Source organism: Streptomyces sp. SLBN-8D4 (assembly GCF_049739545.1).
Lineage (GTDB): Bacteria > Actinomycetota > Actinomycetes > Streptomycetales > Streptomycetaceae > Streptomyces > Streptomyces canus_C.
The window spans coordinates 1,272,951-1,299,171 of sequence record NZ_JBMGQC010000001.1; the positions used below are offsets into that span (position 1 = coordinate 1,272,951).

At 70.1% G+C, this 26,221-nt stretch carries 23 protein-coding genes, 1 tRNA gene and 2 pseudogenes; 4 read left to right on the top strand and 22 right to left on the bottom strand.

Going from position 1 to position 26,221, the window contains the following annotated elements; translation table 11 throughout:
- The first annotated feature begins 27 nt into the window (after positions 1-27).
- The gene (locus RKD20_RS05870; protein ID WP_424876737.1) at positions 28-2,988 is read left to right on the top strand and encodes a GH59 galactosidase; all 2,961 of its coding nucleotides are present in this window, start codon (positions 28-30) and stop codon (positions 2,986-2,988) included.
- A gap of 85 nt (positions 2,989-3,073) precedes the next feature.
- Here RKD20_RS05870 and RKD20_RS05875 read toward each other — a convergent pair whose 3' ends face one another.
- The 12 genes and pseudogenes from RKD20_RS05875 to RKD20_RS05930 form a co-directional block, all read right to left on the bottom strand.
- A complete protein-coding gene (locus tag RKD20_RS05875) occupies positions 3,074-3,499 on the bottom strand; it encodes a DUF7144 family membrane protein (protein WP_424876738.1) in 426 nt (141 codons plus the stop codon).
- Positions 3,500-3,530: 31 nt separating this feature from the next.
- Positions 3,531-3,989 carry an SHOCT domain-containing protein gene (locus RKD20_RS05880; RefSeq protein ID WP_424876739.1) on the bottom strand — a complete coding sequence of 153 codons (459 nt, stop codon included), beginning with the start codon at positions 3,987-3,989 and terminating at the stop codon, positions 3,531-3,533.
- 170 nt (positions 3,990-4,159) lie between these two features.
- Positions 4,160-4,822 carry a DUF308 domain-containing protein gene (locus RKD20_RS05885; protein ID WP_424876740.1) on the bottom strand — a complete coding sequence of 221 codons (663 nt, stop codon included), beginning with the start codon at positions 4,820-4,822 and terminating at the stop codon, positions 4,160-4,162.
- 107 nt (positions 4,823-4,929) lie between these two features.
- Complete coding sequence (locus RKD20_RS05890; protein ID WP_424876741.1) at positions 4,930-5,124, bottom strand: hypothetical protein; 195 nt, start codon at positions 5,122-5,124, stop codon at positions 4,930-4,932.
- A gap of 134 nt (positions 5,125-5,258) precedes the next feature.
- A complete protein-coding gene (locus RKD20_RS05895) occupies positions 5,259-5,459 on the bottom strand; it encodes a hypothetical protein (protein ID WP_424876742.1) in 201 nt (66 codons plus the stop codon).
- Positions 5,460-5,585: 126 nt separating this feature from the next.
- Positions 5,586-6,104, bottom strand: coding sequence for a hypothetical protein (locus RKD20_RS05900; RefSeq protein ID WP_424876743.1), 519 nt, complete (start codon positions 6,102-6,104; stop codon positions 5,586-5,588).
- A gap of 16 nt (positions 6,105-6,120) precedes the next feature.
- Positions 6,121-6,597, bottom strand: a pseudogene (locus RKD20_RS05905) (MFS transporter); the annotation flags it as partial.
- Between the two features lie 298 nt (positions 6,598-6,895).
- Positions 6,896-9,580, bottom strand: coding sequence for a LuxR C-terminal-related transcriptional regulator (locus RKD20_RS05910; protein WP_424883154.1), 2,685 nt, complete (start codon positions 9,578-9,580; stop codon positions 6,896-6,898).
- 384 nt (positions 9,581-9,964) lie between these two features.
- Positions 9,965-11,152: an ABC transporter ATP-binding protein gene (locus tag RKD20_RS05915; protein WP_424876744.1), complete on the bottom strand. Its 1,188-nt coding sequence runs from the start codon at positions 11,150-11,152 to the stop codon at positions 9,965-9,967.
- Positions 11,153-11,242: 90 nt separating this feature from the next.
- The gene (locus RKD20_RS05920) at positions 11,243-12,076 is read right to left on the bottom strand and encodes a carbohydrate ABC transporter permease (protein WP_424876745.1); all 834 of its coding nucleotides are present in this window, start codon (positions 12,074-12,076) and stop codon (positions 11,243-11,245) included.
- Positions 12,076-13,035, bottom strand: coding sequence for a carbohydrate ABC transporter permease (locus RKD20_RS05925; protein ID WP_424883155.1), 960 nt, complete (start codon positions 13,033-13,035; stop codon positions 12,076-12,078). Before RKD20_RS05925 ends, RKD20_RS05920 begins: the two co-directional genes overlap by 1 nt.
- 70 nt (positions 13,036-13,105) lie before the next feature.
- The gene (locus RKD20_RS05930; RefSeq protein WP_424876746.1) at positions 13,106-14,410 is read right to left on the bottom strand and encodes an ABC transporter substrate-binding protein; all 1,305 of its coding nucleotides are present in this window, start codon (positions 14,408-14,410) and stop codon (positions 13,106-13,108) included.
- A gap of 204 nt (positions 14,411-14,614) precedes the next feature.
- Here RKD20_RS05930 and RKD20_RS05935 point away from each other — a divergent pair.
- A pseudogene (locus RKD20_RS05935) lies at positions 14,615-15,128 on the top strand (integrase core domain-containing protein); the annotation flags it as partial.
- 601 nt (positions 15,129-15,729) lie between these two features.
- Here RKD20_RS05935 and RKD20_RS05940 read toward each other — a convergent pair.
- A tRNA-Pro gene (locus RKD20_RS05940) sits at positions 15,730-15,803 on the bottom strand.
- Positions 15,804-15,884: 81 nt separating this feature from the next.
- Positions 15,885-17,312: an MFS transporter gene (locus tag RKD20_RS05945; protein ID WP_424876747.1), complete on the bottom strand. Its 1,428-nt coding sequence runs from the start codon at positions 17,310-17,312 to the stop codon at positions 15,885-15,887.
- Positions 17,313-17,487: 175 nt separating this feature from the next.
- Between RKD20_RS05945 and RKD20_RS05950 the strand changes: the two genes are divergently transcribed.
- The gene (locus RKD20_RS05950) at positions 17,488-18,081 is read left to right on the top strand and encodes a TetR/AcrR family transcriptional regulator (RefSeq protein ID WP_424876748.1); all 594 of its coding nucleotides are present in this window, start codon (positions 17,488-17,490) and stop codon (positions 18,079-18,081) included.
- Positions 18,082-18,195: 114 nt separating this feature from the next.
- Here RKD20_RS05950 and RKD20_RS05955 read toward each other — a convergent pair whose 3' ends face one another.
- The 7 genes from RKD20_RS05955 to RKD20_RS05985 all read right to left on the bottom strand — a co-directional run bounded on the left by RKD20_RS05955 (position 18,196) and on the right by RKD20_RS05985 (position 24,605).
- The gene (locus RKD20_RS05955) at positions 18,196-19,521 is read right to left on the bottom strand and encodes an MFS transporter (protein ID WP_424876749.1); all 1,326 of its coding nucleotides are present in this window, start codon (positions 19,519-19,521) and stop codon (positions 18,196-18,198) included.
- A 115-nt stretch (positions 19,522-19,636) separates the two neighbouring features.
- Positions 19,637-20,587: a catechol 2,3-dioxygenase gene (locus RKD20_RS05960; protein ID WP_424876750.1), complete on the bottom strand. Its 951-nt coding sequence runs from the start codon at positions 20,585-20,587 to the stop codon at positions 19,637-19,639.
- Positions 20,584-21,678, bottom strand: a complete 1,095-nt coding sequence (locus tag RKD20_RS05965; RefSeq protein ID WP_424876751.1) for a 4-oxalomesaconate tautomerase — start codon at positions 21,676-21,678, stop codon at positions 20,584-20,586. Before RKD20_RS05965 ends, RKD20_RS05960 begins: the two co-directional genes overlap by 4 nt.
- Positions 21,675-22,379, bottom strand: coding sequence for a 4-carboxy-4-hydroxy-2-oxoadipate aldolase/oxaloacetate decarboxylase (locus RKD20_RS05970; RefSeq protein ID WP_424876752.1), 705 nt, complete (start codon positions 22,377-22,379; stop codon positions 21,675-21,677). The genes RKD20_RS05965 and RKD20_RS05970 overlap by 4 nt, the downstream gene beginning before the upstream one ends.
- Entirely contained in the window at positions 22,376-23,125 is a 750-nt protein-coding gene (locus RKD20_RS05975) for a PIG-L deacetylase family protein (RefSeq protein ID WP_424876753.1), read from the bottom strand. Before RKD20_RS05975 ends, RKD20_RS05970 begins: the two co-directional genes overlap by 4 nt.
- A gap of 48 nt (positions 23,126-23,173) precedes the next feature.
- A complete protein-coding gene (locus tag RKD20_RS05980) occupies positions 23,174-23,824 on the bottom strand; it encodes a GntR family transcriptional regulator (RefSeq protein WP_424876754.1) in 651 nt (216 codons plus the stop codon).
- Between the two features lie 268 nt (positions 23,825-24,092).
- A complete protein-coding gene (locus tag RKD20_RS05985; RefSeq protein ID WP_424876755.1) occupies positions 24,093-24,605 on the bottom strand; it encodes a hypothetical protein in 513 nt (170 codons plus the stop codon).
- A 123-nt stretch (positions 24,606-24,728) separates the two neighbouring features.
- Here RKD20_RS05985 and RKD20_RS05990 point away from each other — a divergent pair, with 123 nt between their 5' ends.
- Complete coding sequence (locus RKD20_RS05990) at positions 24,729-25,073, top strand: cupin domain-containing protein (RefSeq protein WP_424876756.1); 345 nt, start codon at positions 24,729-24,731, stop codon at positions 25,071-25,073.
- 30 nt (positions 25,074-25,103) lie between these two features.
- Here RKD20_RS05990 and RKD20_RS05995 read toward each other — a convergent pair whose 3' ends face one another.
- Positions 25,104-26,111 (bottom strand): LacI family DNA-binding transcriptional regulator, encoded by a 1,008-nt coding sequence (locus RKD20_RS05995; protein ID WP_424876757.1) that lies wholly within the window; start codon positions 26,109-26,111, stop codon positions 25,104-25,106.
- Positions 26,112-26,221 lie beyond the last annotated feature (110 nt).

Here is a 26,221-nt window from a genome sequence, read left to right on the forward strand (position 1 = left end):
AAGCGCTTGCCACCTACGGTCCCCCGAATGGGTATGCAGCGAAGATTCGGGTGGGCCTCGCTCGCCGCGGCGACCACCATGGCACTGGCGGCGGGAGTGACCGCGGCACCCGCCGCCCACTCCGCGGACGATCCCGTGCAGATCGTGGTCGACGGGAGTGACGTACGCGCCGACAACGTGAACGGCCTGACCTACAAGGGCCTCGGTCTGCTCAGCTGCAACAGCACGAGCAATCTGCTGATGGACTACAAGGCGGAGCACCCCGGCCGTTACTGGCAGCTCGTCAGGGTCCTGTTCGGCGGGAGGAACCCGCTGATCAACCACGTCAAGATCGAGATGGGTTCGGACACCAACACGTCGACCGGTTCCGACCCCGCGACCATGCGCACGGCGGACGAACTCGCCGACGTGTCCCGCTCCCCCGGCTTCCAACTGGCCGCCGACGCCAAGACGGTGAACCCGAGGCTCAAGGTCTCGATCCTGCGCTGGGTCATGCCCCAGTGGGTCCAGACCGAGTGGAACAAGGGCACCGGCACCGACGAGATGTACAAGTGGTACAAGGAGACGATCCTCGACGCGTACCAGAAGTACGGGTACATGGTCGACTACGTCGACCCGGACACCAACGAGACCACGAAACCCGACATCTCCTTCGTCAAGTGGTACAAGCACGCACTGGCGATCGACACCGAATTCGCCGACCCCCGCTACGACCTGACGCCTCATCAGCAACAGGCGGCCGCGAAGGCGTACCGCGCCATCAAGATCGTCGCCTCGGACGAGAACACCACGAAGAACATCGGTCCGGCGCTGCTCACGGACACCGAACTCTTCGGCGCGGTCGACGCGGTGGGCTACCACTACACCACCGAGGACCGGCTCGACGGCACCCCCGACAGCGCCACCTACCGCCCGTACTCGAAGCTGGCGACCGGTGACAACGCCCGCGGTCAGGACAAGGAGGTCTGGTACAGCGAGGGCGTCGGCTCGTTCGGCTGGACGGACTACCGCGTCAACAACACCGAGGGCCCGGGCGGCGCGAGCACCGGGATCGGCGGCGTGCAGAGCGCGCTCGACATCGCCAACCGCTCCGTGAAGAGCTACGCCAACTCCAAGCGGACGCACTACATCTTCCAGCCCGCGATCGGGGCCTTCTACGAGGGCGCCCAGTACAGCCACAAGGAGCTGGTCAGCGCGCGCGACCCGTGGTCCGGGAGCATCCACTACGACGCCGCCGTGTACGTGATGCAGCACTTCACCCAGTTCGCGAAGACCGGCTGGGAGAACGACACCAACACGGCCGGCATCTGGCGCACCGTGCCGGAGGCGAGCCACAGCGGGGTGAGCGGCACCGAGAACGTCGACGGCTCGAACGGCGCGCCCAGCTACCTGACGCTCGCCGAACCGCGGAAGAAGGACTTCTCCACGATCGCCGTCAACGACAGCGACGGCACGAAGACGTACCGGATCAAGGCCGAGCACATGGACCTGGGCGACGACCCCACCATGGAGGTCTGGGAGACCCGCGCGGCGGACCCCGGCCAGGCCTACGACGCGAACTTCAAGCACCTCGCGGCCGAACTCCGCCCCGACGGCGACGGCTTCTACACCTACACGGTCAAGCCGCGCTCGATCGCCACGTTCACCACGCTCGACCGCAGCCACGACAAGGCGACCACACAGCGCCTGCCCGGGGCCGGGGCCCGTACGGTGCTCGACACCGACGCGACCGGCAGGAGGCACGACACCCGCGACAGCGTCCTGTACGCCGACGACTTCGGGTACGAGGAGGAGGGCCGGGTCCAGGTCGGCACCGACAACGGGGCCCGCAAGGTGTCCCGGTCGTACCTCGAGTCCCGGGGCAACCAGCCCCGTTACCTGGTCGACCAGACCGGTGCGTGGGAGGTCGGCAAGGACGCCGACGGCGGCAACGCGCTGTACCAGTACCTGGACCAGTCCATGAAGGACACCGGCGCCTGGAACCGCAACACCCCCAACACCACGGTCGGCGACTTCCGTTGGGAGAACTACCGGGCCTCGGTCGACGTCTCCTTCCCCGACCCGCAGGGCGGCCTCGCCACCCTGGGCGTACGCCAGCAGAAGGGCATGGCGGCGACCGACGCGGCGTACAGCGTCGGGATCGGGCCGGACGGGAACTGGACCTTCTACCGGTACGGCACGGCGCTGCGGACCGGAACGGTCACCGCGTCCGCCGGCTACCGTCTCGCCGTCGAGGCCAAGGGCGCGACCGTGACCGCGTACGTCGACGGTCAGGCCGTCGCCGGCTACCAGGACCCGACGCCGGTGAGCGAGGGGCGCGTCAAGCTCGGCACCGACTTCCACCGGACCGCGTTCGACAACCTGAAGGTCGAGAAGGTCACCGGATACACCCCGTACGCCACCACGCTGACCGACAACATGGACGGTTCGGTCGCCTACCACGGCACCTGGAGCCGGAACGCCTCCCTCGGCGACGCGATGAACTGGTACCGGTCGACGTCGACCAGCACCACCGCCGGCGCGACCGCGACCGTGCCGTTCCGCGGCACGGGCGTCGACGTCATCGGCGGCAACGACGCGAGTGCCGTCCTCGACGTCCTGGTGGACGGCCGGCCCGTCGCCCGGAACGCGCGGACCACCGCCACCGACAAGCGCCAGGCGACGTACTCACTGCGCGGCCTGCCCGACGGCAGGCACACGGTCACGTTCACGCTGAAGTCCGGGAAGCTCGTCCTCGACGCCTTCACCGCGATCTCGGGCGACGTGGACGGGCCGGTCGACACCGCCCCGGTCCGGGCCGCTCTGGACGCGGTGGGCTCCTTGGACCGGACCGACTACACGGCCGACTCCTGGGCCCTCTTCGCCACCGCCCGCACGGCTGCCAGGGCCGCGGTGTCCGGGCAGCGGGGCCTCGACGCCCTCGGTGTCGAACAGCTCGCGAGCAGGCTGGGCGACGCCTGTGACGGGCTGGTGCGCAAGGAGGTCTGACCGCTGCGAGCGGCTCCCGTACGGCATCGGGCCGGGTGCGGTGCACCCGGCCCGATCCGTCGGCCGGAACCGTCGAGCACAACGGTCAGAACGAAGCGAAGGAGTCGTCGCGCCGGACCACGCACAGGGCCCAGATGACGAATCCGGAGAACGCGATCATCACGACCGACCAGACCGGGTAGTACGGCAGGGAGAGGAAGTTCGCGATGATGATGAGTCCGGCGATGGCCACCCCGGTCACCCGCGCCCAGGTCGCCGCGCGGAAGAGCCCGAGGCTCACCAGCACGCCGATCACTCCCAGGGCGAGGTGTATCCAGCCCCAGCTGGTCAGGTCGAACTTGAACACGTAGTTGCGCGTCGTGACGAAGACGTCGTCCTCGGCGATGGCCATGATGCCCCGGAAGATGTCGAGCACTCCGGCGAGCATCAGCATGACGGCCGCGAAGACCATCGTCCCGGAGGCCCAGCCCTGCTTGGCCGTGGACCGGTGTGCGGTGTGTGTGGCGGTCATCCTTACCCCTCGTTTCGATCGGCCGGCGTGCTCAGCGCCGGGAGGTGGCGCCGACGTCGGCGGATGTCCCCGAGCCGTGGCCGCTCAGGACCAGCTCCTTCGCCCGGGCGAACTCCGCGTCCGTGATGTCGCCCTTGGCCCGGATCTCCGAGAGCTTGGCGAGTTCGTCGACGCTGCTGCTGCCGCCCTTGGCGGTCTCACGGATGTACGAGTCGAAGGCCTGCTGCTGTGACCGCGCCTGGGCGACCTCACGACGGCCCATGTGCTTGCCGCGGGCGATGACGTAGACGAAGACGCCCAGGAACGGCAGGAGGATCGTGAACACCAGCCAGCCGGCCTTGGCCCAGCCGCTCATGTCGTCGTCCCGGAAGATGTCGACGACTACCCGGAAGAGCAGGACGAACCACATGATCCACAGGAAGAACCACAGCATGGACCAGAAGACGCTCAGCAGTGGATAGTCGTACGCGAGGTACGTGGACGCACTCATGTCGGTCTCCTCCGTCCGGGGCCTTCGCCCGGCCGCCTGTCTGCCGTCCTCAGCGTGCCCACGGCAAGAAGCGGGCGCTTCACCCGGCGCGGGTGAGCGGGCACCCCGGCCGGGTCGGTTGTCGGAGCACGGCCCGGCGGAACGCGGGCTGCGCGGCGCCGGGCTCCGTCTCAGACGTCCGCCGGTGCCTCCTGGCGGTCCGTGAGGCCCGACCTGCGCAGAGCGGCCCGCCAGGCGAGGGCGAGCACGAACTCGAACAGGCCGAGCAGGACGAGCCACAGGCCGAGCAGCCGGGTCAGCGCACGGGCCGACTCGGCCGGCAGGGCCAGCACCACGATCCCGGCGACGATGCCGATCACCGCCACGCCCACCACGAAGGCACGGTGCGGCAGGTCCTCGGTGGCGATCGCCGTGTAGAGGGTGAGAATCCCGGACACCAGCCAGACCACTCCCACGATCAGGGAGAGCGCGGCGATGGTCTGGAGCGGATTGCGCAGACACAGCACCCCGGCGAGGACGTAGAGCACGGCGATGAGCAGACCGGGGAGCCGTTCGCCGGACGTGCCCCGGGCGAAGACGGCGACGAACCGGAACGCTCCGGTCACAAGCAGGTACAGGCCGATGAGGACGGCGAGGACCTGCAGGGTCTCGTCCGGCCAGACCAGCACGAGGACGCCCGGCACGAGCGTGGCGATCGCGGACCCCAGGATCCAGGTCCAGGAACGGCCGAGCCGCCCCAGTACGTCCGCGCCGCCGGCCGTGCGATCGGAGGCGCCGCCGTAGGGGTCACGCTCCGGTGCGGTGGGCGGTGCCGATCCACGCGGCACGGTCATGGTTCCTCCTCGCCCCGTCGGATGGGTCGTCCCCGCACCGCCCGGGGCGGTACGGAGGCCCTCACGCGGCCCAGCGTCCCGCGCACGGTCCACGGCCGGGTCACCCGTCACGGGTGATCCGCGGCACGGGCCGTGCCGGTGGGCCGGGAACCGAGGTGGGCGCCGGTCGTGATGCCGGTCCTCGTCATCGAACCCGGAGGTTCCGCCACGGCCGTGCCGATCTCCTCCACGGTCTTTCTGTCGCCCGCCGAACGGGCGGCGGTCGGCACCGGCGTCCGTGCCCGTGCACCCCGTTCGGGCATGGCCCTGCCGGAGACCACGGACCCGGGCCTGCTCGGGCTGTTCGCCCGGCTGCGCGGTTCCTCGTCGGCCAGGGCCCAAGTCCTACGCCGACCGGAAGAGTGTCACCGGGTGAGCCTCGGGGGGCCACGTCCGCTCACTCGTCGGGCATCCGCCGCATCTCCACCACGTGCAGGCCCAGCGACTGACAGCGGGCCAGCAGACCGAACAGCTGCGCCTCGTCGACGACGGAGCCGAACAGGACGGTCTGCCCGGACAGGACCACGTGTTCCAGCTCGGGAAAGGCTTCGGCCAGGGTGTCCGACATGTGTCCGTCGATGCGGATCTCGTAGCGCATGGGCTGTACTCCCGCGGGCTGCCGGGAAGGCGGTCTGTGCCCGCTTCTGCGATGGTCCCCTCGGAGCGTGTCCGGCGGCCTCACCCTGCGAAGATGATCCGCCCTCCGGCGGCTCCGCCGACCCGGTCAGTGCTTCAGGAACACCTTGAAGGAGATGATCAGCAGGCCGAGCAGAAGGTTGACCGAGGCGGTGATGGCGACCAGCCGCCAGGTGGCGTGAGCACGACGGGCCGCGGCCACCGACCACGCCACTTGCCCGGCCACCGCGACGGAGAGCGCCAGCCACAGGGCGCCCTGCACGTCCAGGCCCAGCAGCGGGCTGACGGCCACCGCCACGGCCGGCGGTACGGCGGCCTTGACGATCGGCCACTCCTCACGACACGCGTGGAAGACGACGTGACGGTCGAGCGGTTGCTGTGCCAGCCGCGCGCCGAACAGCTGGGCGTGCACATGGGCGATCCAGAACGCCACACCGGTGAGCAGCAACAGCACCACCAGTTCCAGGCGCGGGAACGAGCCCAGGGCGCCGGCGCCGATCACCACGGAGGCCGCGAGCATGGATCCGTAGACGCCGCCGGTGTAGTCGGCGCGGGCCCGGCGCTCGCTGTCGGTCCCCTGCACCGTCGGGTGGTCGGTCGTGGACATCGGTGCTCCCTGTGGATCAGCGCGTCGGTCCGGCCGAGGGGGCCGGTGCCGCGGTCTTCCCCCGGGCTCCGGTACGGCTCTTCCCGCCGCCCGGGAGGTTCGGTGTGACGAGGAAACCGGCCGGCGTGACGCCGCCGGTGGCGAGGATCGCCGCCTTGAGACCGTCGAGCTGCGCGGAGGCGTAGGAGTCCGCGACGGCGTCGACCTCGGAGGGCGGCAGGCCGGCTTCCGCCGCCGCCGAGCGCACCTGGTCGGTGGTGACGAAGGAGATGCCGGACTCGAGGGCGACACCGGTCTGTGTGCGGGCCTCCTCGGAGAGCCGTGGATCGTCCTCGACCTGGGTGGTGAAGGCATGCGCCAGCGCACCGAGGAGGATCGACCCGATCAGTGCCGTGCCCAGCGCGGAGCCCAGGTTCTGCGCCGTGAACTGAAGCCCGCCGACCTCGCTGCGCTCCTCCTCGCCGACGCTGGACTGGACGACGTTGCCCAGCTGTCGGCCGCCGATGACCATGAAGGCGGCCATGACCAGCGCGTACAGGGTGATGACGGCCTGGATGGTGGTGACCTCGGTGTCGAAGTCCTCGACCAGCTGGCTGATCGAGACGTTCATGACCGAGGTGTCCAGGACCATCAGGAACTGAGCCGTCCCCAGGACTATCAGTGCGCGCCATCGCCGCATGGTGACCATCTCGCCAGGTCGGTTCGGAGCGGCGGTGGAGGCGGCCGCTCCTCCCATGTCAGCGCGGCGGGGCGGCCGGCGCCTCACCCGCCGCGGGCGACCCGGAGTGTCCTCACAGGAGCCGCATGTCCCGTGCGCGGTGCACGGCCTCACTGCGGCGGTTCACGGCCAGCTTCCGGTACAGGCTCTTGAGGTGGGTCTTCACCGTGTTCACCGAGAGGTACAGGTCCACGGCGATTTCCTCCGTCGACATCATCTGCGCCAGCCGTTGCAGGACGTCGCGCTCGCGCTCGCTCAGCTCCTGCACGACGATCGGCGCGGGACGCGGGCCGGCCGCGCCCGGTCCGTTGCCGGGGACGGGGCCGGGCACGAGCCATTCGGCGGCCAGCGACCGCAGGGGCGCCGTGGCCAGCAGCGGTCTGATCCAGCGCCCGGCGTCGAGGAAGGGGCGGCGCAGCCGTTCGCGCCGGGCGAGGAGAAGAGCCTGCGCGACGAGCCTGCGGGCCGTATCGGTGTCACCCGCCACCTGTGCGGCCTGAGCTCTCACCAGCGCCGCCCGCACGGTCACCGCGGGCCCCGGCCGGCTTTCGGCGGGCACGCTGTCGAGAAGGTCGATCGCGGCGCCCGTCTTGCCCGCGGCGAGCTGGATGCGCGCGGCTTCCACGGCCCATGTCGGCTGGTCGTCCGGCAGGTGCCGGAGCACTTCGGCGGCCGTCTCGGACCGCCCCTCGGCCAGATGGACGGCGGAGGTGACCAGCCGCTCCAGGCTGTCCGCCCAGGGTGAGGCGACGGTGGTGATCAGGGCCGGGGTCACCGAGTCCATGGCCGCTCGCGCGTTGCCCCGTGCCAGGTGGAGCCGGGACGTGGCGATCGCCCGCCCGGCGGCCTTCACCGGGTCATGGGTGTCGAGGTCGAGCTCGTCGGCCTCGTCGAGGAGGGCCTGGGCCCGGCCCAGTTCGTGGCGGTCGACCGCCACGGCGGCCAGCACCAGCCGTTCGATGCCGGAGCCGGAGGGCTGCGGAAGGCTGAACCGCTCCGTCTCGGTCATCGCCGCGAGGGCCTGGCGCTCGGCCCTGCCGGGCCAGCCGTCCAGGTAGTCGATCAACGCCAGGTGGCCCATCGACTCCTCTCGGGGCAGCATCGTCAGGATCCCGCCGGGACAGTCGGCCGCCTCGGACAGCGCGGCCCTCGCGTCCTCGTAGCGTCCGGCCCACAGACGTGTGGAGCCCAGATGGGTCAGCAGCAGGGCGGACAGTTCAGGGTGTTTGTCCAGGAGGTGCGGGGGGACATCCTTCCGTACCTCGTCGGCGGTCTCGGCGGCCTGTTCGGCCCGTGCGGGAGAACCCGTCAGCCGGGCGGCCACCGCCTCCAGGAAGGCCCAGCTCAGCTGGGCGGCCGCCGGATCCTCCGTTTCGGCCGACAGCCATGCCTCGACGTGGTGCAGGTGGGCCACACCCCGGTCCAGGTCGCTGTGGGCGAGATCGCGAGCCGCCCGGACGAGCTCGGTCGCGGGGCCCGTGGCCTCGGGCCCCATCCGGGAGAACAGCTCGTTCAGGTCGTCGGAGCGCAGACCGGTGAAGAACTGTCCGATCGCGAGGTCGTCGACGACAGCGGCGGCGGTGAAGCCCCAGTCGTCGGCGGCGGCCCCGTGGGCGAGCGCCTCCGGGAGGGCGCCGCGGCGCCGCATCCACTGGGCCGCCGACCGGTGCAGATCGGGTTCGAGACCGGGCTGGCGCACCCGGAGATGGGTCTGGAGTATCTCCCCGAACAACGGATGGAGGCGGTACCACCCCTGTCCCAGCTGTTCGACGAAGGCGTTGTCGCGGTGCAGCTCGGCCAGGATGTGTGCGGCATCGGTCCGGTGGGTCAGCCGGTTCACCAGGTCGGGACAGAAGCGGTCCAGGACGCTGACGCGCAGCAGCAGGTCCTGCGTCGCCGGCGGCTGGCGTCTGAGCACCTCCGCCAGCAGGAAGTCGGCGACCGTGCTGTGGTCTGCCTCGAACTCCTTGAGGTACCTCTCCGGGTCCGGGCTCTCCTGCGCGGCCAGGGCGCACAGCCGCAGACCGGCGGCCCAGCCGCGGGTGCGCTCCACGAGGGCGCGCACCGCGTCGGCGGGCAGGCTGAGTCCGTGCAGTTCCAGGAGCGCCGCGGCCTCCTCGGGGTTCAGGGCGAGCTCGGCGTCACGGATCTCCGTCAGGGTTCCGGCGGCTCGGTAGCGGTGCAGGGACAGCATCGGTTCGTTGCGGGTGACGAGGATCAGACGCAGCCCGGATCCGGCGTGCCGCAGCACGAACTCCAGCTGCTCCGCCACCTCGGACGCGCTCACCCGGTCGAACTCGTCGAGCACGACGATCGGGGCCGGGTCGCGTCCGACCAGGTCCTCGGCGATCTCCGACAGCACCTTGCGGCTCACCCGGTTCGGGTCCGCCGGGCAGTGGACCCGGTCGGACAGCGGAGTGCCACAGGCGCTGAGAGCCTGGACGAAGTACGCCCAGAACGTGCCGGGGCGCTGTTTCTCCGCCTCGACGGTGAGCCAGGCGACAGGCCGGTCGAGGTTCGCGGTCCAGTCGGCGACCAACAGGGTCTTCCCCGCGCCGGCCGAACCGTTCACCATGGTCAGCGGCGTCCGGAGGCCCTGTGCCAGGTGCTGGGTCAGGCGTCGGCGGGGCAGGAACGTGGCGGGCCTCGACGGCACCGCGAATCGCGTACGCAAGAACGGGTCCCCGAGCGGATCCACCCGGCCTGCGGCCGGATTCGTGGTGTTCCTGTCACCTGTGACCACGGCGCTCACCACCATGTCTCGGCAGGTCATGGGCAGCGCTCCCACGCACTCAGTTTTCCATGCTTCCCGGACATTCACCCGTCGCAGGGCATCCCGGGTGAGGTCGGGCCCACGCGAAAAAGGGCTTCGCGGGCTGTTGCCCGCGAAGCCCTTCGTACCGTCGGGACGACAGGATTCGAACCTGCGACCCCTTGACCCCCAGGAGTGAGAGTCACCTACATCATCGGCAGATAACAGACGCAATCCGGGCGTGTGTTGTGCGTCAATAACCCTACCGTGCGATATCGCGCAGACCGTGTGGTCCCCAACTGGTCCCCAGGCCGCTTCAGAAGTGCACCTGGCACCGGCCGCCGGTGGCGTCTGACACCACGCGCCGCCTCCGCGGGGAACACCCTGTCGTCAGTCCGCCCTCACCGGATGCGTGAGGTTGGCTCCGGTCGCCGGGTCGAACACGTGCGCCTTGGACATGTCGACCCGCAGCTCTACCGGTTCACCCTCGCGGGCACGCGTGGCGGCGTCCAGGCGGGCCACGATGTTCTGGGTGTCGGCGCCGGTGTCGCGCAGGCCCGAGTCCTTGGCGAGCTCCTCCAGTTCGGCGGTCGTCGCGGGCCCGCCCTCCGCGGTGAAGTAGACATACGCATCGGAGCCCAGCGACTCCAGTACCTCCACGGTGACGGTGAAGACCGGGCCCGTCCGGTCCCGGCCGTGGGACAGGGCCACGTCCTCGAATGCCTCCGGTCGCAGCCCGACGATGACCTCGCGGGGCGCGTTCTGACGTGCCAGCGCCTGCCTCGTACGGTCGTCGAGGGTCAGGTCGCCCAGGGACGAGCGCAGGGCACCGCCCTCCAGAGTGGCGTTCAGGAAGTTCATCGCCGGGGAGCCGATGAAGCCCGCGACGAAGATGTTGCGCGGCAAGTCGTACAGCTCGGCGGGTGTTCCGATCTGCTGGACCAGGCCCTGCCTCATGACCACGACCCGGTCGCCGAGCGTCATCGCCTCGGTCTGGTCGTGGGTGACGTACACGGTGGTCGTGCCGAGGCTCCGCTGCAGCCGGGAGATCTGGGTGCGCATCTGCACCCGGAGTTTGGCGTCCAGGTTGGACAGCGGCTCGTCCATCAGGAACGCCTTGGGATCACGGACGATCGCCCGCCCCATGGCCACCCGCTGGCGCTGACCGCCGGAGAGGTTGGCGGGCTTGCGGTCCAGGTGCTCGGTGAGGTCGAGGATCCGGGCGGCTTCCGTCACCTTGGCGTCGATGGTGTCCTTGTCCACCTTGGCCAGGCGCAGCGGGAAGCCCATGTTCTCCCGGACGTTCATGTGCGGGTACAGGGCGTAGCTCTGGAACACCATGGCGACGTCGCGTTCCTTGGGAGCCAGGTTGTTGACGACTCGGTCTCCGATGCGCAGGGTGCCCTCGGTGATGTCCTCAAGTCCGGCGATCATGTTCAGGGTGGTGGACTTGCCGCATCCCGACGGACCGACCAGGATCACGAACTCGCCGTCGTCGATCTCGAGGTCCACGTCCTTCACGGCGAGGGACCCGTCGGGAAAACGCTTGGTGACTCCCTCGAGGATGATCTCGGCCATGGATGGTGCCTCCTTGCCTTCATGCCTTCCGAGTCCGGGTACCCCGGTCGGTGTCCCGGACCGGCGGCCTGTCTGCCGCGGTCGGCCCGTTCACCCCTTGACTGCCCCGGAGGTCAGTCCGGCGACGATCCGCCGCTGGAAGAGCAGGACGAAAACGATGATCGGGATGGTGATGACCACAGCGGCGGCGGCGATCGACCCTGTGGGCTGCTGGAACTGGGAGCTCCCGGTGAAGAACGCGATCGCGGCAGGCACGGTGCGCGCGGACTCGGTGGACGTCAGCGAGATCGCGAACAGGAAGTCGTTCCAGCAGAAGATGAACACGAGAATGGCCGTGGTGAACACGCCCGGCGCGGCCAGCGGTGCGATGACCAGCCGGAAGGCCTGCGCGGGCGTCGCCCCGTCGACCTTGGCGGCCTTCTCCAGGTCCCAGGGGATCTCCCGGAAGAACGCCGACAGGGTGTAGATCGCAAGCGGCAGGGAGAAGGTCATGTACGGGATGATCAGCCCGATCCAGGTGTCGAAGATCCCGATGTTCCGCTCGATGTTGAACAGCGGTGACACCAGGGAGATCGGGGGGAACATGGCGATCAGGAGTGACATCCCGATGAGTACCCGCTTCCCGGGAAAGCGCAGCCGGGCCACCGCGTAGGCGGCCATGGTGCCCAGCGCGACCGCGATCACCGTGGCGATCAGGGCGATACCGATCGAGTTGATCAGCGCCCGGGTGAACTCGGAGGTGTCGAAGATGCCCTGGTAATTCTCCCAGGTCCAGTCCGTGGGGATGTAGTTGCCGTCCGTCAGGGTGCTGGGGTCCTTGAACGACAGCGCGACGATCCACCACACCGGGAACAGGGCGTACAGCACCACCACCACATTCAGGACTCCCCAACGGACGGCATGTGTCTTTCCTACCGCGGCCATCAGCGCTTCACCTCCGCGCCGGGTGCTGCCGTGCCGAACAGTTTGACGAAGGCGAAGGCGATGATCCCGACGCAGATGAAGATCAGGACCGAGATCGCCGACCCGATGCCCAGGTTCAGGGAGGTGAACAGGTTGTCGTACCCGAGGATCGACACGGAGCCGGTCCCCTGCGCGCCCGCGGTCAGGATGTAGATGTTGTCGAAGATCCGGAACGCGTCCAGTGTGCGGAAGAGCAGTGCCACCAAGATGGCCGGCTTCATCAGCGGCAGCATGATCTTGGTGAAGCGCTGCCAGGCGGTGGCACCGTCCACCATGGCCGCCTTCAGGGTCTCCTCGGGGACCAGCGCGAGGCCCGCGAGCAGGAGCAGGGCCATGAACGGCGTCGTCTTCCACACCTCGGCAAGGATGATCAGCCAGAGGGCGGACCACATGTCGGTCAGCGGAGCCCCTCCACCGGGCAGCAACTCGGCGAGGTATCCGAGGTCCGGGGTCCAGGCGTACTGCCAGGAGAAGGCGGCGACCACGGTAACGATCCCATAGGGAATGAGGACCGACGTCCTGACGGTGCCGCGCCAGAAGATCGTGCGGTGCATCACCAGGGCGAGCCCCATTCCGAGGACCAATTCGATCGTCACTGAGACGGCCGTGATGAAAAGCGTGACCCAGAAGGCGTCCCACCAGAACGGGGAGGACAGCACCGCCCCGTAGTTGCTCAGGCCCACGAACTCGGCTCGTCCGGGAAAGCGCAGGTCGTACCGCTGGAGGGACAGATAGACGGCGTACCCGATGGGGTAGGCGGTCACCGCGATCATGACGACGACCGCGGGCGCGCAGAGCAGCCAGCCGAGCCGCCGTTCCTGTCTGGCGCCCGCCGAGAGTGCCGCCCGGTCCGGCTCCGCCTGCTCCACCTGCGACTCGGGGGGCGGCGGTGCTCCGGCCGGTTGCGCCTGCGCGCTCATCTCGGGCCGCCCGAGGACGAGGCCCGTGCGCTGCGGCACAGGCCGGCGAGGTGGTGCGGTGGGAGGTGGTTCACGGGATCACACCCTCGGATCGCAGGGCATCGTCGATCTGCTCTCGGATGGTGTTGACGGAGCTCACCGGTTTGATTCCGGACGGCGGAGACAGCGTGTGGGAGACCGCGATCGACACGTTCTGGTAGACCGGAGTGATCGGGCGCACGCTCGCCGACTCCAGGGCGGCCAGCACGTCCTTGGAGAAGGGGTACTCCTTCATGAACGCGGGCTCGTCGTACAGGGCGCGCAGGGTGGGCGGCAGACCGCCCTCGAGCGCGGCGGTGAGCTGGTTCTCCCGGTTGCGCAGGCACAGCGCAGCCTCGAAGGCCAGGTCGGGGTGGCGCGAGTAGGCGCTCACCGCCAGGTCGATGCCGCCGACGGTGGGCCGTGCCGGGCGGTTCGGGTCGACCCGGGGGTACGGCGCCCAGCGGAAGTTCTTGAACAGTGCGGGGTTGTTCGCCTTCATCGACGGATAGACGAACGGGTAGTTGAGCTCGAACGCCGCCGCCCCCGCCTCCATGGCGAGGCGGTTCTGGTCCTCCATCTGGTTGGGCAGGGAAGGATCCGCGGCCGGGGAGTTCGCCAGCTCACGCATGATCCCGGCGGCCCGCACGGCGGGAGGACCGAGCGATGGCTCGGTCGCGCGGGCGTTGAGGATGGAGCCGCCCGCACTGTTGATCAGGGTGTTGAACCAGACGGTCAGGCCCTCGTACTGGGCGCCCTGGATCTCCACGAAGTGCGGTTTGCCCTGCCGGGCAAGGGCGCCGGCCATGTCCAGCATCTCGGCCCAGGTCCTCGGCGGGGTGGGCACCAGGTCCTTGCGGTACCACAACAGCTGGGTGTTGGTGTTGTACGGGACGGCGTACAGCTTGCCTTTCCAGGTCGAGGTCTGAAGCGGTACGCGCAGGGTGCCCGCCACGGCCTTCCGCCTCGCCGTCCCCCTCCATTCCCGGATCCAGCGTGCCTCGGCGAACTCCGCCGCCCAGGTGACGTCCAGGCCCAGGATGTCGAGCGAGTCGTCCTCAGCGGCGAGTCTGCGGACAAGCTGCTGGCGCTGGCCGTCCGCGGCACGCGGGAGCTTGTTGTAGCTGATCCTGTAGCGGCCGCCCGACGCCTGGCTGCACCGGTCGGCCGCCTTCTGGAGCGCACCGGAGTCGTCGGGGAAGTTGTACCAATTGAGGGTGGGCCTACCGGAGCCCTCGTCACTGCCACAAGCGGCGAGCACCGACGCCAGCAACGGCAGTACGGCGAACGCCCGCAGCCATCGCGCCCCTCCGGGACGTCCCTTCTGGCCTGAAACCTGCCGAAAGTCGCACCTCACACGCACGCGCTCCACACCTCCCTTCCGGACGATGGCACGGGACTCGAACCTCGCAGCGTTTTACTCCCGGCAAACACTAAATGCCACATAAAGCAAGATCAAGCGCATAATGCACCAAATCGCCCAGCTCGGCCCAGTGGTGGGACCGATTCAGCGAACCTACGGGCGCGGAAGGGGGTGCGATCTGCACGACCTGGAGGAGCCCGCCGAACCGACGGCGGCGGCCACAAGGTCCTCGGCCGGCAAGCAGGCCGCAGGACCCGCGCCAACGCCGGCTACAGCTACCTACACCCCCGTCGACGACCACTCCCGCCTCGCCTACAGCGAGATCCACACAGACGAGAAGAAGGAGACCGCCACCGGCTTCTGGCAGCGGGCCCACGCCTTCTTCGCCCAAGCCGGGATCACGGTCGAGCGCGTCCTGACCGACCACGGCTCCTGCTACCGCTCACGCGACTGGCGAGATGCGCTGGCAGCAGCCGGGATCGCCCACAAGCGCACCCGGCCCTACCGGCCGCAGACCAACGGCAAGGTCGAACGCTTCAACCGCACCCTGCTCGAAGAGTGGGCCTACGCCCGCCCCTACCGCACGGAGACCGAACGACGCGACGCCTTCCCCGGCTGGCTGCACACCTACAATCGCCACCGCGGACACACCACGCTGAAAGGCCAACCACCCGCCAGCCGCGTCCCCAACCTCACAGGGCAATACAGCTAGGCAGCGTAGGCGGCAGGTTCTCGGGGGTGATCGTGGTAGAGCCGCGGCCTTCGAGAATGCGGCAACGATTGCGGGGCATGCGCTCCAGCCCTCGGTGACCGGCTCGTCGATCGCCGGCAACACGTCCTTCTCCTGGGCCAGGGCGGCGCGGATGCCGCCGCGCTTGACCGACGGCATGCCACCGTGCAGACCAGCGAAGTGATGCCACGCGAGGTGAGGGCTTGGGCAAGCAGGCATGTCTGGCCGCGGTTGCTGCGGAAGCCGCGGGCGGTGCTGGCTGGTGGAGGTGTTCGACGAGGTTGGTCAGTGTCAGGCTGCACCGACCGCGTCGGGGGGCTTCCACTCCGTCGGGATCAGCTCGTTGCGGCGGGCGTGGTGGGCGAGCTACCGGCAAGGCAATTGGACAGTCGCGCGTGCGGATATCAGTCCCTGGAAAGCGGGAAAGCAGGCAAGTCAATGGGGTCGCATGGCGCACCTTGACTGGGTCAAGGTGCGCTTCGGGACTGGGCAAGTGGGCTGGTCCCCAGCTGGTCCCCAAGAATGATCAAAAGGCCGTGTCAGATTCTCTCTTACACGGCCTCTGACCTGCGACTTCGAAAAGTCGGGACGACAGGATTTGAACCTGCGACCCCTTGACCCCCAGTCAAGTGCGCTACCAAGCTGCGCCACGTCCCGGCCGCGATCGCCACGGGTGTTCCGTGTGATCGCGCAGCTAAACCCTACCCCACGCACGCGGCCGGACCGACTGGCGGGACATCAGCCCCGGGTGGCCGCGGTCTCGCGGACCTCCGTGGTGTCCGTGACGACCCGGCGCACGCTCCGCCGTACCGGAACCAGCAGGGCGGCCAGCGCCGCCGCCAGGCACAGCACGGCCAGCAGCGAGAAACCGTGGGTGTACCCGGACTCGTGGGGCAGCCCCGAGGACTGGAGGTGACCGGTGACCAGGACGCTGGTGACCGCCGCGCCGATGGAGCCGCCGATGGTGCGGATGTTGGCGTTCATGCCGGTCGCGGCGCCGGTCTGGTCGGCCGGGACGCTGCCCACGATCAGGTTGGCCATGGAGGCGAAGGCGAGTCCGATGCCCAGGCCGAACAGGCCCGCGACCACGGCGATCTGCCACTGCTCGTCGTGCCAGAGGGCGAGGAACCCGCAGGCCACCGCGCCCAGCGCGGCACCGGTCACCAGCAGGGACTTGGCGCCGACGACCGGCTCCAGCCGGCCGCTGAGCACCCCGGAGAGGAACATCGCCACCAGCATCGGCAGCATGAGCAGCCCGGCCGCGGTGACACTCGCGCCGAAGCCGTACCCGGCCGACGACGGCGTCTGCACGAAGCCCGGCAGGAAGGACCAGATCGAGTACATCCCGGCACCGAAGAGCAGCGCGGCGGTGTTGGTGGTCCAGACAGCGGGCAGGCGCATCACCTTGAGGTCGATCAGCGGGGTGCGGGAGCGGGCCTCGGAGTACAGCCACAGCGCGAACAGCGCGACGGCCGCGGCGAACAGGCCGAGCACCCGGGCCGAACCCCAGCCCCACTTGCCCGCCTGGCTGAGCGGCAGCAGCAGCGCGACCAGCCACGCGGACAGCAGGACCGCGCCCGGCCAATTCACGTTCCCCTGTGCCCTGTTGGGCGACTCGGGCACATAGCGTACGGCGATCAGCGTCGCGGCGATCACGATGGCGACCGGGATCCAGAACAGCCAGCGGTAGTCGAGCGCGGTCACGATGGGGCCCGCGGCGACGATGCCGACGCCACCGCCGGCGGCGATCACGGCGGACAGGTTGCTGATGGATCCGCTCACCTCGGACGCGGCGAACTCGTCCCGGATGATGCCGAAGGACAGCGGGAACAGGGCGCCGCCGACGCCCTGCACGACCCGGGCGACGATCAGCACACCGATGCTCGGCGCGAGCGCGGCCAGGAGACAGCCGACGGTCACGGTCACGAGGACGGCGACGAGGGTGCGCTTCTTGCCGATCAGGTCGCCGACCCGGCCGAGGATCGGCGTGAAGACCGAGGCCGACAGCAGATACGCGGTCATCACCCAGGTCACGGTGGACTGGGAGGTGTGCAGCGCGTGCTGGACGGTCGGCAGGGCCGGCGCGATCAGCGACTGCAGCATGGAGAACACGCCCGCACCGGCCGCGAGGACGGCGAAGGTGAGGCGGGTGGACTTGCGGGGCATGAAGAGCCTCTCCGAACACTGAGTGCGGCCGGAGCCTCGTGGGAAGCGGTCGCGGAAAGGTGGGTGGACGCACCTCGACTGGTAAAGTGGAGGCACGCCTCCACTCTAGCGGAGGCCACCCTCCGCTTCAACCCGTACCGGAGGTGCACCTCCGTTTCAGCCCCGGGAGGCAGCCGTGACCGTCCCGTCGTTCCCCATCAGCGAGATCGTCGCGTCCCGCAGACCGCACCGGAAGGACGCCGCCCGCAACTACGACGCCCTGCTGGCCGCGGCCCGCGAGGCGTTCGCGGAGCACGGCGCGGAGGCGTCCTTGGAGGACATCGCGCGGCGGGCGGGCGTGGGCATCGGCACCCTGTACCGGAACTTCCCCACCCGCCGCCATCTCTTCGAGAGCGTCTACGCGGACGAGGTGAACACCCTCGTACGCGTCGCCCAGGAGGTCGCGGAGCAGGAGCCCTGGGAGGCGCTCACGGCCTGGCTCGACCGGTTCGCCGGCTACATGGTGACCAAGCGGGCGGTCCGCGAGGCGCTCAACGACGAGTCGGAGATCTTCACGGCCTGCCGGGACTCGATGTACGCGGCGGGCGGGCCGTTGTTCGCGCGGGCGCAGGAGGCGGGCCAGGTGCGGCGGGACATGGACTTCGTGGATCTGCTGCGGATGGTCTCGGGGATCACCGCGACGGTCTTCGACGACGACGCCCAGCGCGACCGGGTGTTGTCGATCGCGCTGGACGGGGTGCGGGCGGCACGCGGAGCGGGGAGCGCCTAGGAACTCGGGTTCCGCGTCGCCGTTTGCGGGTGCGGGTCGCGCAGGGCCGGTCGCGCGGTTCCCCGGGCCAGGGGTGGGTATCGCGGACCGCTGTTTCAGCGGTCCGCGACCGGTTCAGTGGGCCGCGACCAGCTCCCGCTCGCCGCCGCTGGGCGTCCGCTTCGAGGTGCGCAGGGCGGCGATGCCGATGAAGACCATGGACGACAGGCCGGCGACGGCGAAAGCCGTGAAGCCCCGGTCGCCGTTGCCCGACGCGAGCAACTGGCCGCCGAGCCACGGGCCGAAGACGGCGCCGAAGCGGCCCATGCCGGAGGTCCAGCCGACGGCGGTGGCGCGGTTGTCCGCGGCGGAGCGGATCGAGACCGTGGCGTAGATCATCGTCTGGGCGCTGTTGAGGAAGACGCCGGTGAGGAAGACGACGATCATCGTGACGGTCATCGGCATGTGGACGCTGAGCAGGAAGACGCCCGCGGCGGTGAGCCCGAACCAGAGCGCCGAGATGCGCGGGGCGCCGAAGCGGTCGGCGGCCCGGCCCGCGACCAGCATGCCCACGATGCCGCCGAGGTTGAAGACGACCACGAAGGACAGCGCGGAGCCCAGTTCGTAGCCCTCGGCGCGCATCAGGGTCGGCAGCCAGGTGGCGACGCCGTACACGAGGAGCAGGCCGCCGAAGGAGGCCACCCAGTAGAGCAGGGTCTGGATCCACTCGTTCCCGCGGAAGAGAGTCGCCAGGCTGGTCCAGCGGTCACCGGCGCCGCCGGTCCTCGCGGCGGGCACCTCGACGTCGTAGCGCTCGGCCAGGGCCCTGGCCTCCTCGCCGCGGCCCTTGGCGACCAGGAAGCTCAGCGACTCGGGCAGCAGCTTCGCCAGCACCGGGGCGAAGAGCAGCGGGAGGACGCAGACCCAGAACGCGGCACGCCAGCCGACCGGGTCGATGAGCCACTTGGCCACATAGGCGGAGAGGATGCCGCCCGCGTGGTGGGCGGTCATCAGCAGGCCGATGACGAGGGCGCCGCGGCCGCGCGGGGCGTAGTCGGAGACCATGCTGATCGCGGTCGGCAGCAGTCCGCCGAGGCCGACGCCCGCCAGGGTCCGGCCGAGGCCGAAGACCGCGACGCCGTCGGCCAGTGCGCACACGCCGGAGGCCAGCGAGAAGAGGGTCACGCAGGCGACCATCAGCCGCTTGCGGCCGATCCGGTCGGCGATCGTGCCGGCGACGAGGGCGCCGACCAGCATGCCGAAGGTGGCGTAGCTGCCGAGGTCGCCGGCCTGGTCCGCGGTGAGACCGAAGGTCCTGGTCTCCAGCAGGTGGGGCAGCACCGAGCCGTAGATGAACATGTCGAGCCCGTCGAAGAGCACGGCCAGCCAGCACAGGCCGACGACCAGGAGGGCCAGTCTGCTGCCGCGGGCGGACAGGAGCGGGGAGGGGGAGGAAGACATCGTTGGGTTGCCTCTCGTACGTGGTGCGCCAGACGCTAAGGAGCCGACCCTGGAGTGTCAACGCTTTTGTCAACAATCTCATCGACAATCCAGGGATGGCTCGGAACAGCGCGGCTCAGGCCACCGGCGGCGTCCCGTGCGTATGGAACGACTCGATGGTCTTCAGACCCCAGGCCTGCCCCTTCTTCCGCTCCTCCTCGGTCCAGGTGACGAGCGGCCAGTCGGGCGCGAGCACCAGCCGGGTGAGCGGGTTGCACAGCTCGATGCGGTTGCCGCCGGGCTCGTAGACGTACAGGAAGAACGTCTGCTGGATGGCGTGCTTGTGCGGGCCGGTCTCGATGAACACGCCCGTGTCGATGGCGAGATCGGCCGCGCGCAGGACGTCCTCACGGGTGTCGGTCGCGAAGGCGATGTGATGCAGCCGCCCCTCGCTGCCGGTCCAGTCCGAGGTGTAGACGACGTCGTACGACTTGTTCGTGTACGTCAGCCAGCGCGCCGCGATCTTCCCGCTGTCCAGCCGGATCTGCTCGGTGGGCCGGGCGCCGAGCACGTTCTGCTGGAACTCGGCGTTGGCGAGCACGTCGGCCGCGAGGAAGTTGACGTGGTCCAACCGCCGTACGCCGACTCCCCTGTTGGGCTTGGCCTGCGGCTGGTTCTTCAGCGCGGGTTTCAGATCGTCGGGGGCCCGGTAGTACTCGCTCTCCCAGTAGAGGGCGTGCTCGTGGCCGTCCGGGTCGGTGGTGACGTAGAGCTTGCCGAGGCCCGGTTCGTCCTCGACCCAGGTGCCGGTGCCGCCCGACTCCTCGACCGCCCTGACCCGGCGATGGAGTGCCTCCTCGCTGGAGGCGCGCAGGGCGAGCCGGCCGAGACCGGGCTGCTCGCGGGCGGTGAGGACGAGGCTGTGGTGCTCGTAATCGTCGTAGGTCCGCAGATAAACCGTGTCGCCGTCCTGGCCGTTGACCGTCAGGCCGAGGAAGTCGGTGAAGAAGGCGACGCTGGCGTCCGGGTCCGGGCTGAAGAGCTGGGTGTGGCCGATGTGGGCGATGTCGCCGAGCGGCGGAGTCATCGGTGACCTCCTGTGGGTCGGTGGGCGGCCCGGGGGAAGACGGTGCCGTCGAAGATCTTGCGGGCCGTGCGGACCACGGCGGTACGGCGGACGGAGGGCAGGCCGTCGGGGCCGGCGGCCACGCTGCTCTCGATGTCCATGAACCCGGTGGGGTGTTCTATGCGGACGCGGTCGCTACCGGGGTCGATCGTGGCGAGCCCGGCGCCCACACTGCCGTCGATCCGCAGGCCCGCGGCCACACTCGCGGCACCGAGGACCCCGATGGAGGTGTGGCAGCGCACGGGGATGAAGGTGCGGGTGGTGACCGCGCCGCCGTCGCGTGGCGGGGCGAGCAGCGTGAGCTTGGGCACGGTGGCGTCGGACACGTCGCCGAGGCCCATCAGGCGGCCCGCCACCAGGCGGATGGTGCGCAGGCGATCCGCCAGGGCCACGTCCTCCTCCAGGTCCCGGGGCAGTTCGTAGCCGGTGACCTTGAGGGAGGTCGCCGGGATGAGGACGGTCGGCATGCCGTTGTCCACGCAGGTCACCTCGACGCCGTCGATGACGTCGGCGGCGTTGCCGGTGGGGAGCAGCCTCCCGGCGCCCGGCGGGAACTCGATCACCACGGGCGCCGCCGTCCCGGGCACGCCCGAGATCTGCGCGTCCCCCGTGTAGTCCACGCGACCCCCGGGGGTCGGGAAGGTCGCCGTGGCGCGGTCGCCGGAGTTGACCATGCGGATCCGGACGGAGGTCCGCCGCTCCCCCGCCGGGACGAGTCCGCGCTCGACGGCGAACGGGCCGACGCCGGCGAGGATGTTCCCGCAGTTCTGACGGGCGCTCACCTCGGGCCGGTCGACGACGACTTGGAGGAAGAGGTAGTCGACGTCGGCCTCGGGATCGGCGGACGGTGAGATCACGGCGACCTTGCTGGTGAGCGGGTGCGCGCCACCGAGGCCGTCGACTTGCCGCTCGTCCGGACTGCCCATGATCCGCAGCAACAGGTCGTCGCGCAGGGCGGGTTCGGCGGGCAGGTCGTCGGCGAGGAAGTAGGCGCCCTTGGAAGTGCCGCCCCGCATCAGCACGCAGGGCACCTCCTCGGGCAGCGGGGTCACGACCGCTCCCCCGTGTACTCCTCGTAGGACCTGTACTCGACGCCTAGGTTATTCAGTGTTTCGCGCAACCCGTAGCGGTCCAGGCCCAGTTGGCCGTCGAGGAAGGCGGCCCGGGTGGCGGCCTCCTTGGCCTCGCGGGCCTCGGACCTCTGCACCGTCTTCGCGACGCGCTCGCGCGGGACGACCACGACACCGTCGTCGTCGGCGAGGATCACGTCGCCCGGGTTGATCACCTGGCCGTCGATGGCGATCGGCACGTTGACCGAGCCGCCGGTGGCCTTGACGGTGCCCTGTGAGGAGACCGCGCGGGACCAGGCGGCGAAGCCCATGTCGCGCAGCTCCTGGGTGTCGCGGATACCGGTGTTGGTGACGACCCCGCGCACCCCGCGCCGCTGCAGAGCGGTCGCGAACAGCTCACCGAACAAGCCGTCCGTGCACGGGGAGGTGGTGGTGACGACCAGGATGTCGCCCTCGCCGCACTGCTCGACGGCCGCGTGGATCATGAGGTTGTCGCCGGGCCAGCTCAGCACGGTGACCGCGGTGCCCGCGACTCGTACGCCCTGCTGGACGGGGCGAATTCGCGGCCCCAGCAGGCCCGTTCGGCCCATGGCCTCGCTGACGGTGGCCACGCCGTACCGCGCGAGCGCGTCGACGTCCTTCAGGTCCGCCTTCGGCGGGTTGGTGACGATCACGCCGCTCACGCCAGCTCCTTCGCGATCTGCGGGAAGGGGCGCATGTACGCCTCGGCCATGGCCTTGTGGGCCAGCCCCAGGTTCGGGCCCGCGTTGCGCTTGAGCTGGACGCCCCGGCGTACGGCGAGGTCGGTGTAGTAGTCCCAGAGGTGCTGCTGGGCGCCGAGGCACTCCATGGCCTTGCGCTTGGTCTCCCAGACCTCGGTGATGTCGAGGAGGACCTCGGGCCTGAAGCCGCTCATCTCGGGCTGGTGGGGCTCGAAGTAGAAGACCGGCGGGGCGCCGATGATCTCGCCCTCGCCCGGGTAGCCGATGGCCTGCGCAAGGATCCGGGCCTCCAGCGCCATACGGTTCGCGGCCGGGTGGTCGCCGTTGTACGGGTCCTCGACCGGGTGGGTGAGCACGACGTCGGGCTGGACGGCCCGGTAGACCTCGACGAGCCGGTCGGTCAACTCGGCGGTGGCGACCAGTGGGTAGTCGCCGGCGTCGAAGAAACGGACCTCGGCGCCGAGGCCGGCTGCGGCGCGCTCGGCCTCGTCCCGGCGTATCGCCTTGATCTCGTCGAGCTTCCTGCCCTCGCGCCAGGCCTTCGCGGACTCCCCGCGCTCGCCGAAGGTCAGACAGGCGACGGTGACCTTCTCGCCCCGGGAGGCGGCCAGGGCGATGGCGCCGCCCGCCCGCCACACGAAGTCCCCGGCATGCGCGGTGATCACCAGTGTCGAACGTGGAGGGGCGGGCGCGCCGGACTGCGTCATGGCTGAAATCTCCTTGGAGTGGACAGGTTCGCGCCCACCTCGCGCGGCTCAGTCGCGCAACGCCTCGATCACACTGGCGAGGTGGGCGCGGACGGCTTTCTCGGCCGCCTGCGGATCCCTGGACCTGATCGTCTCGATCATCGCCAGATGCTCGTTCAGGGAGTGCTGCGGGCGGCCCGGTCGCAGCGCCAACTGGAAGCGGTGCCGCACCAGTTGGGCGTTGAGCCGCTCCAGCAGATCCACGGCGGTCCGCTGGCCGGAGAACTCCCGCACCTTGGTGTGCAGTTCCTGGTTGAGCTCGGAGTAGGTCACCGGCTCACCGTCGGCCACGGCCTTGGTCATCGCCGTGCCCAGCTCTGTCAGCTCGGCGAGCTGCTCGTCGCTGGCCAGGGTCGCCGCCTTGGCCGCGCACAGCCCTTCGAGGACCATGCGGCACTCGGTGATGGCGACCGCCTCCTCGACGGTCACCACCCGCACCCGGGAACCCCGGTTGCGGATCCGCTCGACGAGGCCCTGGGCCTCCAGATCGATGAGTGCGGCCCGGATGCTGGCCCGTGTCACACCGAACTGCTCGGCGAGCTCGTTCTCCACCAGCCGCTGCGCCGGTGCCATCTCGCCGTGCAGGATCGCCTGCCGCAGCTGCGCGAACGCGTGCTGCTTGGCCTGCTCCCCGGTGCTCGGACGGGCTTCTTTCGGCATCGTTGCCCTCCCTGAGTGAGTGCCTGTCGAACCTAAATCTAGCCAAACAAGATTGTCAACAATTTTGTCCGCGCTAGGCGGATGCCGGTCGGAGGCCTCCGTCGGCCGACGGAGGTCGGTGCCAGGGCGTGAGCCCGGGTCCAGGCACCGGCCCGAGTGGCCGTCACTGCCCACAAGGGCCGCTCGGCGTCACGGGTGGCTGTCACCGCTCGGCGCGACGGCAAGGCTCCTCCACGGCCGGACCCGCCCCACCGCCACCCCGCTCCCCCTACTTGATCACCGCGTTCGCCACCACGACCACCACGCCCAGCATCGCGTCCCCCGCCCCGATGCCGATCGCTGCCGCCCACGAGCGGTGGGACCAGCGGGCCGTGACCAGGCCGAGGGTGAACAGGAGGGTGAGGTTGAGGGCGAAGGCCGGGTACTCGACGCCCTTCGCGGGCCACCAGCCCCAGCCGGCGCCCATCAGGACGACGGCCGTGGGCAGGACGGCCGCGACCAGGGGCCACTCGTCGGCCAGCGTGCGCAGGGCGTCCCAGCGGCGGTGCGGGGCGCGCTCGGCGATGTAGTGGGCGTAGCCGTGCGCGAGGGCGGAGGCGAGGGCGGTGACCAGGAGCCACGCGGCGTCGTAGCGGCGGCTGTCCCGGGAGGTGTGCCCGTACTGGGTGAGCGCGGCGACCATGGAGCAGGCCAGGACCGAGCCGTAGACGCCGCCGAACAGGACGGCCTCGCGGGTGTCGTGTTGGTGCGGCCGGGACGCGGCAGCCTCTGAGTCGGCCATGCCCTCCACGATCACCCGGGCCGCGAGGTGCCGCCAGTTCGCGACGGAGTGTCCTCCCACCTGCGCCGGCACTGCACACACTGTCGGCGGACGGGCCGGGAACGATCTCGCTAGGGTCGCCTCATGGACCACAGCTTCGTACTGCACATCCCCGACGCCGAGCTCGAGTCCGAGCCCCTCGCCCGGGAGCAGATCGTCTCCGGGACGCCCGAGGTGACCGGGAAGGTGGTCTGGGAGTCGCAGGACGGGCGTCAGCTACGGGGCATCTGGCAGATCACGCCGGGCGTCGTCACCGACACGGAGGCGGACGAACTGTTCGTCGTCATCAGCGGCTCGGCGACCATCGAGGTCGAGGGCGGGCCGACGTTGACCGTGGGGCCCGGCGACATGGCCGTACTGCGCGAGGGCGACCGTACGACGTGGACGGTGCACGAGACGCTGCGCAAGGCGTACGCGATCAACCTCTGACCGGGGCCGGGAAGGGAGGCAAGGGCGCCGTCACCTTCCCTCCGGCGGGCCCGCCGTCGTCCCCCGGACCTCAAGGACCGGCGTCGCGAGATCCGTACGCCCCGCTCCCCCGCGCCCCTCGAACCGGTCGAGCAGACAGCGGGCCGCGCGGCGGCCGACCTCGTGGCTGGCGTTGTCGACGGTGGTGAGCCAGACGTGGCGCAGCCGGGCGATGCTGGTGTTGTCGTAGCCGACGACGGACAGGTCGCGCGGGACCGTCAGGCCCAGTTCCTCGGCGGCCGACACCGCGCCGATCGCGGCGATGTCGTTGAAGGCGAAGACGGCCGTCGGCCGGTCGGCGCGGCTCAGCAGCCGGACCGTCGTGCGGTAGCCGCCCTCCTCGGTCATGTCGCTCGGCTCGACGACAGCCTCCCCTGCGAGGCCGTGCGCCCGCATCGTCGCCTCGAAGCTGCCCCGGCGCAGCTCGCCGACCGCCCCGTATCCCGCGATGTGCGCGACCCGTCGGTGGCCGAGGCCGATCAGGTGCTCGGTGACCAGGCGGGCGCCGTGCTCGTCGTCGTTGGCGACCACGTCCACCCCCGGCAGCCCGGGTTCGCGCGCTCCGGCCACGACCACCGGGAGGCGTTCGGCCACCGCCCCGAGCGCGGCGGGGTCGGGCAGCGTGCCGACCACGACCAGCCCGTCCACCCCGAGGTCCAGAAATGGGCCCGCCGGGTCCTGCCCGCTACGGCGGTTGAGGCGCGCGTCGGCCAGGAGCATGCGCAGGCCGTTGTCGTGGAGCAGGGAGTTGAGGCCGTCGAGCAGGTCGACGAACCACGGGTTGCGCAGGTCGTTGAGGAGGACGCCGACCGTGCGGGTGCGCTGCTCACTGAGGCTGCGGGCGGCGGCGTTCGGACGGTACCCGAGTTCTCGCACGGCCCGCAGCACGGCCTCCCGCTTCTCGGGACGCACCTGGTCGGAGCCCCGCAGCACGAGCGAGACCAGCGACTTGGAGACACCGGCCCGGTCGGCCACATCGCGGATCGTCGGCGCTCTCATGGATATGGACCGTTCCATGTCGCGCCGCGGGTTGTCAAAGGGTTGACAGCGGGCAAAGACGGCACCCATGGTGACCCGGACAGATTGTGGACCGGTCCAAAGAGGGGCTG